The organism is Cupriavidus sp. D39 (genome assembly GCF_026627925.1).
GTDB classification, from domain to species: domain Bacteria; phylum Pseudomonadota; class Gammaproteobacteria; order Burkholderiales; family Burkholderiaceae; genus Cupriavidus; species Cupriavidus ulmosensis.
Genome location: NZ_JAPNLE010000009.1, coordinates 89,850 through 101,912 on the forward strand (window position 1 = coordinate 89,850; position 12,063 = coordinate 101,912).

At 65.4% G+C, this 12,063-nt stretch carries 7 protein-coding genes and 2 tRNA genes; 4 read left to right on the top strand and 5 right to left on the bottom strand.

The annotated features are described in order from the left end of the window. Nucleotides 1-171: 171 nt before the first annotated feature. The 3 genes from lon (at nt 172) to OMK73_RS11995 (ending at nt 3,050) form a co-directional block, all read left to right on the top strand. The gene (gene lon, locus OMK73_RS11985; RefSeq protein ID WP_267602262.1) at nt 172-2,583 is read left to right on the top strand and encodes an endopeptidase La; all 2,412 of its coding nucleotides are present in this window, start codon (nt 172-174) and stop codon (nt 2,581-2,583) included. 259 nt (nt 2,584-2,842) lie between these two features. After that, nucleotides 2,843-2,918: transfer RNA gene (locus OMK73_RS11990), tRNA-Val, on the top strand. A 55-nt stretch (nt 2,919-2,973) separates the two neighbouring features. Beyond that, nucleotides 2,974-3,050: transfer RNA gene (locus OMK73_RS11995), tRNA-Asp, on the top strand. A gap of 222 nt (nt 3,051-3,272) precedes the next feature. Here OMK73_RS11995 and OMK73_RS12000 read toward each other — a convergent pair. Genes OMK73_RS12000 through OMK73_RS12015 form a run of 4 tightly spaced genes read right to left on the bottom strand, consistent with a single transcriptional unit; the run spans nt 3,273 to nt 9,590 of the window. Next, on the bottom strand, nt 3,273-6,344 hold the full coding sequence (locus tag OMK73_RS12000; RefSeq protein WP_267602263.1) for an efflux RND transporter permease subunit: 3,072 nt from the start codon (nt 6,342-6,344) through the stop codon (nt 3,273-3,275). Continuing rightward, the gene (locus OMK73_RS12005) at nt 6,341-7,510 is read right to left on the bottom strand and encodes an efflux RND transporter periplasmic adaptor subunit (RefSeq protein ID WP_267602264.1); all 1,170 of its coding nucleotides are present in this window, start codon (nt 7,508-7,510) and stop codon (nt 6,341-6,343) included. The genes OMK73_RS12000 and OMK73_RS12005 overlap by 4 nt, the downstream gene beginning before the upstream one ends. Then, the gene (locus OMK73_RS12010; protein WP_267602265.1) at nt 7,420-8,892 is read right to left on the bottom strand and encodes a sensor histidine kinase; all 1,473 of its coding nucleotides are present in this window, start codon (nt 8,890-8,892) and stop codon (nt 7,420-7,422) included. Before OMK73_RS12010 ends, OMK73_RS12005 begins: the two co-directional genes overlap by 91 nt. Beyond that, nucleotides 8,889-9,590 (bottom strand): response regulator transcription factor, encoded by a 702-nt coding sequence (locus OMK73_RS12015; protein WP_267602266.1) that lies wholly within the window; start codon nt 9,588-9,590, stop codon nt 8,889-8,891. The genes OMK73_RS12010 and OMK73_RS12015 overlap by 4 nt, the downstream gene beginning before the upstream one ends. A gap of 198 nt (nt 9,591-9,788) precedes the next feature. Between OMK73_RS12015 and OMK73_RS12020 the strand changes: the two genes are divergently transcribed. Further along, the gene (locus OMK73_RS12020; RefSeq protein WP_267602267.1) at nt 9,789-10,601 is read left to right on the top strand and encodes a MipA/OmpV family protein; all 813 of its coding nucleotides are present in this window, start codon (nt 9,789-9,791) and stop codon (nt 10,599-10,601) included. Between the two features lie 21 nt (nt 10,602-10,622). On the opposite strand, the gene OMK73_RS12025 is transcribed toward OMK73_RS12020, so the two are convergent. Then, entirely contained in the window at nt 10,623-11,945 is a 1,323-nt protein-coding gene (locus OMK73_RS12025) for an IS4 family transposase (protein WP_267602053.1), read from the bottom strand. Between the last annotated feature and the right edge of the window lie 118 nt (nt 11,946-12,063).

Here is a 12,063-nt window from a genome sequence, read left to right on the forward strand (position 1 = left end):
TTTCTTCATTTTCGTAAAACGAAGGAGAGGAAACGGGGGTATGCTGTTTGGACGGGTCTTGCAAGTGCGGGGAGCAGCATTTTGCGACTAGCATCGAATCGCGTGCGAAGCTTGTCTTGCAATCGATTCATAAGACCCAATTTACGCCTAAATGACTGACTGGGGAAAATGATGTCCGGAACACAACTCCTCCCGGCTGAGCCGATTCACTTGCCACTGTTGCCGCTGCGCGACGTGGTGGTGTTTCCGCACATGGTGATCCCACTATTCGTGGGACGTCCGAAGTCCATCAAGGCGCTAGAAACTGCGATGGAGGCGGGCAAAAGCATCATGCTTGTGGCCCAGAAAACGGCGGCCAAGGATGAGCCGACCGCCGACGACCTCTATGAGGTAGGCTGCATCGCCAACATCCTGCAAATGCTCAAGCTGCCCGACGGCACCGTCAAGGTGCTGGTGGAAGGCACGCAGCGCGCGAATATCCGCGAAGTGAGCGAAGACGAATCGCACTTCATGTGCGAAGCCGTGCCCGTGCCGCCGGGTCCGGTCGAGACCGCCGAGACGGAGGCGCTGCGCCGCGCCATCGTGTCGCAGTTCGACCAGTACGTGAAGCTGAACAAGAAGATCCCGCCCGAGATCCTGACCTCGCTGTCGGGCATCGACGAGCCGGGTCGCCTGGCCGACACCATCGCCGCGCATCTGCCGATCAAGCTCGAGCAGAAGCAGAAGATCCTGGAGATGGTCAACGTCACGGAACGCCTGGAGAGCCTGCTGTCGCAGCTCGAGGGCGAGATCGACATCCTGCAGGTGGAAAAGCGCATCCGTGGCCGCGTCAAGCGCCAGATGGAGAAGAGCCAGCGCGAGTACTACCTCAACGAGCAGGTCAAGGCGATCCAGAAGGAACTGGGCGAAGGCGAAGAGGGTGCCGACCTGGAAGAACTCGACAAGCGCATCAAGGCTGCGCGCATGCCGAAGGAAGCCAAGAAGAAGGCCGACGCCGAATTCAAGAAGCTCAAGCTCATGTCGCCGATGTCGGCCGAAGCCACCGTCGTGCGCAACTACATCGACACGCTGGTCAACCTGCCGTGGCGCAAGAAGAGCAAGGTCAACAACGACCTCGCCAATGCCGAGCGCGTGCTGGACGAAGACCACTACGGCCTCGAGAAGGTGAAGGAACGCATTCTCGAGTATCTCGCAGTGCAACAGCGCGTGGATAAGCTGAAGGCACCGATCCTGTGCCTGGTAGGCCCTCCCGGCGTGGGCAAGACCTCGCTCGGCCAGTCGGTGGCGCGCGCCACGAACCGCAAGTTCGTGCGCATGGCGCTGGGTGGCGTGCGCGACGAAGCCGAGATCCGCGGCCACCGTCGCACGTACATCGGCTCGATGCCCGGCAAGATCCTGCAAAGCCTGGCCAAGGTCGGCGTGCGCAATCCGCTCTTCCTGCTCGACGAGATCGACAAGATGGGCATGGATTTCCGCGGCGATCCGTCGTCGGCCTTGCTCGAAGTGCTGGATCCGGAACAGAACCACACGTTCCAGGACCATTACATCGAGGTCGATTTCGACCTGTCCGATGTGATGTTCGTGGCGACCTCCAACTCGCTCAATATTCCGCCGCCGCTGCTGGACCGGATGGAAGTGATCCGCTTGTCGGGTTACACCGAGGAAGAGAAGGTCAACATCGCCCAGCGCTACCTGCTGCCCAAGCAGATCAAGAACAATGGTCTGAAGGTCGGCGAGATCGAAGTCAGCGAAGAAGCCCTGCGCGACATCATTCGCTACTACACGCGGGAAGCGGGCGTGCGCTCGCTCGAGCGTGAAGTCTCGAAGATCGCCCGCAAGGTGGTCAAGCTGCTGTTGCTCAAGAAGGAATCGGGCACGGTCAAGGTGGCGTCGGAAAACCTGGACAAATTCCTTGGCGTGCGCAAGTACGACTTCGGCCTGGCCGGCAAGGAAAACCAGGTTGGCCAGGTGACCGGTCTGGCGTGGACGGAAGTGGGCGGCGACCTGCTGACCATCGAAGCCGCGATCATGCCGGGCAAGGGCAACATCACCCGCACCGGTTCGCTGGGCGACGTGATGAAGGAATCGGTCGAGGCAGCGCGCTCGGTGGTGCGCTCGCGGGCACGTCGTCTGGGTATTGCGGACGAGATGTTCGAGAAGCGCGACATCCACATCCACGTGCCCGAAGGCGCCACCCCCAAGGATGGTCCTTCGGCCGGCGGGGCGATGACCACGGCGCTGGTGTCGGTGCTCACGGGTATCCCGGTGCGCGCGGACGTGGCGATGACCGGTGAGATCACGCTGCGCGGTGAAGTCCTGCCGATCGGCGGCCTCAAGGAGAAGCTGCTCGCGGCGCATCGCGGCGGTATCAAGCTGGTGCTGATCCCCGAAGAGAACGTGAAGGATCTCGCGGAGATCCCGGACAACGTCAAGAACGCCATCGAGATCATCCCGGTGCGCTGGATCGACAAGGTCCTGGAACTCGCGCTCGAGCGCAAGCCCGAGCCGCTGGCGGAAGAAGTGGCCAAGCCTGCCGATGTGGCGGACAAGGGTGCTGCCCCGGTCGAGATGATTCATCACTGATCTGATGTCATCGCCGATGCTGCCGTAGTCTCTCCTGGCAGCCGATGAAAAACGCCGCGGGTGTCCCCCGCGGCGTTTTTCCATGCCGGGCGCAGGTGCTCGCAGGTGCTTTTGCAGGCGGTTAAAAATGGCTGCGAAGAATACTTGGCAAAACGCCAAGGGCTGTATTACACTTGCGCCCTCGCAACGCAAACAGCAGTAATTACTCTGATATGTGCGCGGCGATGCTTGCAGCATGCAGTGCGGCTGCGGTACGAGCGGGTGCTTAGCTCAGTTGGTAGAGCGGCGCCCTTACAAGGCGTAGGTCGGGGGTTCGAGCCCCTCAGCACCCACCATCGCTCCTGCCGCAAGACAAGCCAGGCACGCAATGCATCCTGTAGCACCCATTCAGGAGTGGTAGTTCAGTTGGTTAGAATACCGGCCTGTCACGCCGGGGGTCGCGGGTTCGAGTCCCGTCCACTCCGCCAGTATTGATAAAGAAACCCCGGAAGGCCAAGGTCTTCCGGGGTTTTTTGTTTAGAAGCGCCGATTTGCGACGATCAACCGGCTATGGAGACGGTCCAATAGCCCAGCGCCTCGCAGACGCCTTGATGCGCCGATGATCCTGTCAGCTCGCGCTACACGGCCAATGGCGCCCTTGCGCCAAGGACGAAAACCTGGCACGGCGCCACGCGTCGGCGCACACGGCCCTACGCCAGCCGGTCCTCCTCGCTCACCGTCGTCATCCGCGCCAACCGCGGCCCGAGCCAGCCGCGCAACTGGTCCAGATAGGAGAACACCACCGGCACGCAGATCAGGCTGAGCACGGTGGAAACGATCAGGCCGCCTATCACGGTGACCGCCATCGGGATGCGGAAGCCCGCGTCCGCGCCGAAGCCGATGGCCGCCGGGATCATGCCGCCGACCATCGCGACCGTGGTCATCACGATCGGGCGCGCGCGCGTGGCGCCCGCCGCCATCAGGGCGGCATTGCAGCCCAGCCCGCCGTGCATGCTGTTCAAGGTGAAGTCGACCAGCAGGATGGCGTTCTTGGTGACGATGCCCATCAGCATGAGGATGCCGATGATGGCAGGCAGGTCGAGGGCGGCGCCGATGAGCCAGAGGGCCGGGATCGCACCGATCAGCGACAGCGGCAGGGTAACGAGGATGGTCAGCGGCTGCAGGAAATCGCGGAACAGCAGCACCAGGATGGCAAACATGGCGAGGATGCCGGCCGCCATGGCAACCGAGAAGCTGGCAAACATCTCCCCCATGTATTCCGACTCCCCGTAGTTGACGTGGCGCACGCCGCCGGGCAGCGCCTGCATGGCCGGCAGGGCCTGGATGGCGTCGAGTGCCTGCCCAAGCGAGCCGGTGACCAGGTTGGCATCGACGGTGATGCGCCGCTGGCGATCATGGCGCTCAATTCGGGTGTCGCCCTCGCCATAGCCGATGTCGGCCACCGCGGCGAGCGGCACCGTGGTGTCCTGGCCGATGGTGGTGATGGGCAGTGCTCCCAGCACATCGAGGTCGGCGCGCTCGATGTCGGCCAGGCGCACCCGCATCGGCACCTGCCGGTCGGCCAGGTGGTAGCGTGCCGATTGGGCATCGATCTCGCCGGTCGTGGCGACGCGCAGGGTGTTGCCGATAGCTTCCGTGCTCACCCCCAGGCGCGCCGCGTCGGCGGCACGCGGTTTCACCAGCAGTTCGGTGCGAGGTGGGGCCAGGCTCGGATGGACATTGGTCAGTTGCGGCAGTTCGCGCATCTGCGCCGCCAGTTGATGAGCGGCCTCGGCGAGCGCACGCGGGTCCCGGCCTGCCAGCATGATCGACACCTCCCGGCCACCACCATCACCGAGGAACTGGAAGCGCATATCGGGCATGGCGGCCAGCGCAGCCTGCACGTCCAGCTCGAATGCCTTGCGCGACAGCCTGCGCTCGCTGCCCGGCTTGAGCGTGATGCTCGCCAACATCTCATCCGGGCTATCGGCCGTCACCAGCACATGCGCCACAGCGTCGTGCCGGCGCAGCCTGTCGGCGACCGCGCGCGCCGTCTGCCTGGCGGCCTCGGGCGTGGTGGTCGGCGCAAGCTCGATGCGCAGTTGCGAGAGACTGGCATCGCTGACGGGCAGGAAGCCGGTGGGGAGCAGCGGCAACAGCATGACGGCCAGGACGAGGGCGCCGCCCATCGCCAGCAGGGTGGTCTTGCGATGAGACAACGCGCGCTCCAGCAGCGCCAGGTAGCCTCGCATCAGCCGTCCCTGCGGCGCAGCGGCGCCGTGCGGTGACGGCGCGCCGCCTGCTGCCGGGCGCAGGAGGTACGCGGCCATCAGCGGCGTGAGCAGGCGCGCCACCAGCAGCGACGCCAGCACGGCGATGGAGGCCGTCAGTCCGAACTGGTGGAAGTACTGGCCGACCACCCCCTGGATAAAGCCCACCGGCGCGAATACCGCGACGATGGTTAGCGTGGTCGCCAGCACCGCAAGCGCAATGGCATCGGCAGCATGCAGCGCTGCCTGGTAGGGCCGCTCACCCATGTGGATGTGCCGGTCGATGTTCTCGATCTCGACGATGGCATCGTCGACCAGGATGCCGATCACCAGGGTCAGCGCCAGCAGGGTGATGCTGTTCAGGGTGAAGTCCAGCCACAGCATGGCCAGGAACACCGGCAGGATCGACAGTGGCAGCGCCACGGCCGCGATGAGCGTGGCACGCCAGTCGCGCAGGAACAGGAAGACCACCAGCACCGTGAGCAGCGCGCCCTCGATCAGCGTCTGCATGGCGGTGCGGTAGCTGGCGCGCGTGTAGTCGACGGTCGATGCCACCTCCTCGATGCGGATGTCGGGGTGTTCGGCGCGCAGCGTGTCCAGCCGTGCACTGACGCGATCGGCCACCCGGGTGTCGCTATGGCCCTTGCCGCGCCAGACGGAGAAGCCGACGGCAGCCTCGCCGTTGTACTGTGCAAGACCGGCGGTCTCCCGCTCTGCGTCGCTGATGCGGGCCAACTCGCCCAATGGCAGCCATTTGCCGCCGGGCAAGGCGATGGGCAGGACACGCAGCGCGTCGAGCGAGGCCTGGCGGCCGGGCACGCGCACGGCCTGGCGCTGGTTGCCGCTGTCCAGATGCCCGCCCGGGGGCTCGGTGTGCAGGTTGCGCAGGTGGCTGTTCAGCTCCTCGATGCTCAGGCCGTAACGTGCCAGCATCGCCGGCGCGGCCTCAATGCGTAGCTCGCGCTCCGCGCCGCCGAAGCGTGCGACCTGCTGCACGCCGGGTACGGCCAGCAACTCGCGGCTCACACTGTCGTCGATGAACCAGGACAGGTCGAGCGGGGTGCGCGTGGACGATGCCACCACGTAGCGCAGCATCGCGCCGCCTTCCACGTCGACACGCCGGATCACCGGTTCGAGAATGCTCTGCGGCAGGTTGCCGCGGATCTGCCCGACGGCGGCACGCACATCGTTGGTGGCGCGGTCGACATCGGTGCCGAGCTGGAACTCGACGATCGTGTCGCTGACCGCCGCCTTGACGGTGGACTGCACATGACGCACGCCAGGCAGGCCGGCCATGGCGTTTTCCACGCGGTGGGTGATCTCCGCCTCGATTTCGGCCGGCGCGGCGCCAGGCTGGATGACGACGACGTTGACCAGCGGGAAGCTGACCGGCGGATTGGCATTGACCGGCAGCCGCAGGAAGGCGGCGATACCGGCCAGGGTCAACACGCAGAACAGAACCAGGGGAGGGATGGGCCGGCGGATGGCCCAGGACGAGAGGCCCTGCTTCATGCCTCGGGCTCCCCGCTGGCGCGGACGGCGCTCGCCCCATCCTCCGGTGCTACCACGTCGCCTTCGCGCAAGAACGGCGCGCCGCTGCGGACCACGCGCGCACGCGGCGGCAGGCCTGCCCGAATCTCGACCCACCCGCCATCGCGCAGCCCGGTCTGCACCGGCATGCGCCGGACGCGGTTGGTGGCGTCGGCGACGAATACATAGGCATCGGCGCGCTGCGAATCGGCCGGTGCGTTGTCGTTGCCGTAGCGCAGCGCCCGCGTATCGAGCGCCCATACGATGGGCTGTCCCAATTGAATGCGTGCGCTGCCGACAGTCCCCGCGCGCAGCGGACCGCTGGCGCCGTTCTCCTCGCCACGCAGCGCTATGCGTGCCCGGCCGTAGCCGCTGGTGGGATCGATGGCGGTGCCGACCAGCCTGACCTGGCCCGGCAGCGCGTCGTCCTGGCCGACCGTGCGGATTTCCGCCGGCATGCCATGCGCGACCAGCGCCAGCGCCTGCTGCGGCACCTGCACCTCGAACTCGAGCTGTCCCTCGGCCGCAAGTCGATACAGCACGCTTTGCGTGCCGACCAGATCGCCGGCACGCACCAGGCGCTGGGTGACGAGGCCGGCCGCAGGCGCCCGGATCTCACGGTGAGACAGCCGCACCCGGGCTTCGTCTGCCTGGGCCTGGGCCTGCCGCAGCGCGGCCTGTGCGCTCTTGCGCGTTGCCTGGGCCGACTGCAGGGCGGCGCGGTTCGCTTCGTACTCCTGCCTGCTAACGGCTCCCTTGGCCTGCAGGCGTTCACTGCGCTCGTACTGCGCCTTGGCTTCGGCGTGCCTGGCTTGCGCGTCCGCCAGTTCGGCTCGGGCGCGCTGCACGCCTTGCTCCGCCTGGCGTGCCTGGTTGCCCAGCACATCGCCTTCCAGCTGGGCCAGCAATTGCCCGCGCTCGACCCGATCGCCGGCCTCCACCGCCAGCCTCGTCACCCGCAAGCTGTCCAGCGGAGAACTGATGGCGATGTCCTCGCGCGCGATCCAAACGCCGGCAACGGTGAGCCGGTGCGACATCGCGCGGTGCTCGGCCGTGGTCAGCGTGACGCGAAGCGCCGTCGGCGCGGCAGCCGCGGCTGGCGCGGGGGCGGAGAACGGACGCATCGCCAGCCAGCCCAGGATGAGCAAGGCTGTCGCCAGGACAAGGAGGGCAAAACGCCGGTGTCGAGCGCTAGGGGTCGAGGGCAGTCGTGCTTGCATTGAGCGGGTCGCCTGTGTAGCAGTGGATGCAGCAGTACAACAGGCAACCGACAAGACTCTCTCAAGGAATGATCAAGAATTGATGAAGGGCGTGCGGGAATCGCGGTGGTTCCCGTTCGCGGGGAGAGAAGGGGAAGGGGAAGGCGGACACACAGGCTGGCTCCTTGCTCACGGCGATTGCGCACGGACAAGCGGCCGCCGTGGGCCGCGCAGATCGCCGCCGCGATCGATAGCCCGAGGCCGCTGCCGCCCGCGTGGCGCGAGCGCGAATGCTCGGCACGCCAGAAGCGCTCGCAGGCGCGCTCGATGTGCTCGGGCCGGAAACCCGGCCCGTCATCCTCGACATGCAGGACAACCTGGCCGGCCTGTTGCCGGGCAGTGAGCGCGAGGTGTTTGCCAGCCGCCGCGTAGCGCAGCGCGTTGTCGATCAGGATCGACAACAGTTGCCCGATACGATCACGGTCGGCCTGCATCGCCAGGTCGCAGGGCACATCGAGGCTCACCTGCATTTCCTGCTCCTGCAAGGCCGGCGCGGCCCAGTTCAGCCGTTCCTCACAGAGGGTGCGCAGGATGAATTCGCTAGGAAACAGCTCGAGCCGGCCTGCGCTTGCCATCGACAGCAGGTAGAGGTCGTCGAGCAGGCGGTTGAGCTGGGCGAGCTGGCGCATGATGATGCGGTGCTGGCCGGGCTCGGCGGGGAATACGCCGTCGATGATGCCCTGCAGGCGGCCGATGGCGGCGGTAAGCGGGGTGCGCAACTCGTGCGCGATCGCGGCACTCGACTCCTGCAGTTCGCGGTCATAGCGCTCCAAGCGCTCGGCCATGTGGTTGAAGTCCGCCGTGAGCTGGTGCAATGCCGGCGGAGTATGGAGAATGATGGTAGCCCGCGAGCCGAAGTCGCCCTGTGCGATCTCGTTGGCGGAGACGGCAACCGCACCGAGTTGACGCGACAGGCGTTGCGATACCCACAGCCCGCCAAGGACGACCAAGGGCAGGGCGATCACCACCAGGCCGGTAAAGAACAGCAAGTCGGCGCGTACTACCTCCGGGGCGAAGTAGTCGCCGTAGAGGTACTCGCCGTAGATTTGCCTGAGGCGTTCGCGGTGCTCGCCCGGCATGGCCTCCAGGGCTTCCAGTTCCTGTCGGACCGCTTCGGGCAGCGCGTCGCGCAACTGCGCATCCCACCAGATGAAGCGCAGCCACATGCCGCCGCCGACCAGCAACAAGGCGACGATGGCTAGCCCGATCATGCGTACGCTGATCCAGCGCCACAGCGTGTCCCGCTCCAGTGCCCAAGCCGACTTCATCATGTCGGATTCCGGAAGCGGTAGCCCTGGCCCCTCACCGTGACCACGACACCCGTGACACCGGCCAGCTCAAGCTTGCGCCGCAGGTTGTGGATATGCGCATCGATCGAGCGCTCCATGGCGTCGCTTTCAGGCATGCAGGTACCCAGCAAGGCAGCACGGGAGAACATCTTGCTGGGTGCCGCCATCAGCATGCACAGCAGGCTGAACTCGGTCCGGGTCAGGTCCAGCGCGGCCTGCGCGCCGTTGCCCGCATCGATCCAGGCCATCGCCGCATCCAGGTCGACAACCAGCGGCCCATGGCGAAGGCCCGGTTTCTGCGCCAGGGTATTGCCGCGCCAGCGCCGCAATACGGCATGCACGCGTGCCACGACCTCGCCCGGGTTGTAGGGCTTCACCACGTAGTCGTCCGCGCCGTACAACAAGGCGCTGATGCGATTGGACTCCTGTCCAACAGCCGTCAGCATGATCACGGGCGTCGGCGCATGACGCCGGATTGCACCCAGCACCGCGTTGCCATCCAGCCCCGGCAACATGATGTCGAGCAGCACCAGGTCCGGCCGCCACCGAGCATGCCGTTCCAGCGCGCTGTGGCCGTCGACGGCGTGCTCGGTGACAAAGCCTTCGCGTCTCAGATAGGCCTCGATCACCTCGGCACTGTCGCGATCGTCCTCGACGATCAGGATGCGTCCCTGACTCATTGGCCTCTCCCTTCATCAAATCTTGACATTTCCTGGAGCATTGCTTGACGTTGCGATGCAACGCTCTCTTCCTGTTGATCGCCGCTGGGACACACGTCCTTTACGACAGACACGAACCGGTACCACGAAATTCCGGTTTGCGTCAAAAAAGCTGGTCATGGATCAGGTCGGCGATCTGTCTTTTGAGGAGGATAGAGTGTGACCTTCATTCGAAGAACCGCGGTGGTGTTGTCGGCCGGCTGCTTGCTGACGGGGTGGCGGGGTGCATCAGCGCAGCCGTTACCGGATCCGGCTCGGGAGCAGAGTCCCGAATGGTCCGTTACCGTCGGCGCGGGTGTCGGCGTGGCGCCGGCGTACCTGGGTGCCAAGGACATGCGTGTCCTGCCGATACCCGTTGTCACGGTCCAGCACGGGCCCTTCTATGTCGATGCGATCCGTGGTCTGGGCTATCGCTATGAAACCGGGTTCGGCCTGTTCTTCGGTCAGGCACTGACCTTCGACCTGGGGCGATCGGACAGGCGTTCGGACTACCAGCCCGGCTCCAAGCGCCTGGTGGGCATGGGGAGTATCGGTGCGGCTGCCGTCACCACGGCCGAGATCGGGTACGGCTTCGCGCCCTGGCTCGCGGTCCGGGCGGAAGGCGCGTTCGCCCTGAGCGGGCGAGAGCGCGGCAACCGCTACCGCGTGGGCCTGGAAGGCGCCCTGTGGAACAGCGCGAAGGACGACGTCTGGTACGAACTCGACGCGCACTTTTCAGATCGGCGCTACGCATCAACCTACTTCGGTGTCACGTCCGCGCAGAGCACGGCTTCGGGATTTTCCCGCTACGCACCGGCTCGCGGCTTCTACGCCACGTCTCTTTCACTGAACTGGGAGCACCGGTTCACACGCCACTGGTCGACGCTTCTCTCCATCAACGCCGTCAATCTCGCCGGCGACGCGGGGCGCAGCCCGATCGTACAGGAGCGGCTCAACTGGTACGGCTTGGCCGCCATTAACTATCGCTTCTAAGGAGCACCCCTTTCAAGGTGATTAGACGACACGTCCAGCCTTGATGACACGGGCGGTAGAAACATGCCGCCGTGCTACGCATCCGGCCACATAGCCTTTCTTCTTCGGCGCTTTCGGTCCCCGCGTATGTTTGCGCATCGCGCGGGGATCAACGTGCGTCGCCATCTTGATCAACTCGCGACCGAGCTGAGCTGGGGTGAGGAGGTCATAGGCCTGCCACACCTCGGGCGGCACCGCGATCATCATGCCGGCATAAGTTGCCCGGATTTCGCTGGCGAGGTAATACGGTGAGAGCTCGATGTCGCTGGTATCCAGCTCATGCCGGATTCTCACCGCAGTCGCAATCACGCTCAGTACGTTATACGCGAGCGCCGCCACGCCGAAGGCCAGCAGCGCCGCGCGCGGTTGGCTCAACGAACGAATCTCACTGTTGAGCACCGATTCCAGCCGCTGAAACATATTCTCTATGCTCCAGCGTCGCCGGTATAGCCGGGCGACGGCCTCGGCCGTCAGATGGGCGGCCGGGACATTGGTCAGCAGGCGGATGACGGTGTCACCGTCCTCGGTGGCGCCATCCAGATGTAGCTCGATGCGCCGCAGCACCAGCGGCGCGTTCGATTCATCTGGGATGCTGACCGCTTGCTCGTACACGATGCCGGTTTCGACCCGGCCCATTTCGCGTAACGGCTCCAGCTCGCTGGGGCTCGGATTGCGGCCGTGCTCCCGCACGATGAAGGCGCTGCCGCGACGCTGCCAGCCGGCAAGAATCGCCCGGGTGCTGAAGTTGCGATCGGCGATCCACAGCTCGGCCGGCTGAGCCGATGCGAGCAGGGTTTCCATGATGGCCCGCTCCTGGGCATGCGCATCTTCACAGGGCACCAGATCAACGATCATCGCTGTGTCCGGGTCATAGACGACCAATGACTGCCCCGGCAAGGCCGCGCCCCGAAACCCACGTAATGGTTTCAGGCGCTTTTCGCTCGCCGGCAAATGGCTGCCATCCACGATGCGCAGGCGATAGCCGTCCACCGAGGGCGGCTGCTTGCGCAACATCGGTTGCACGACCGGCCCCAGCCGCCGCGCGCTGCCTTGCACCAGGGCACGAACCAGTCCGGGCTCGGTCCGGCTGATCTTGTCGTACAGCGCGGTGATGGAAACCGGCAACGCCGGACTGGCCTTGGCCGCCGCATGCACCGACGGGCGCAGCCCCACGGCGACCAGTGACATGATTTCCACCGTCGTCGAGAACAATAGCTCCCGCGTGTACTGCGTTTCACGCTCTTGCTCGAACAACTGGTCGATCCAGGCCGGATCAAGGGCGCGTTGCAACCCCAGGCGCGCCATCACGCTGATCGGGCTGTGTTCGAGAAAGCGTTCCACCACTGCGTCCACTATCACGCCATTGACTCCGGTTTCTGTTCGAGAGCACGGAGGGTGCCCTAATTTTCGTCACCTTGAAAGG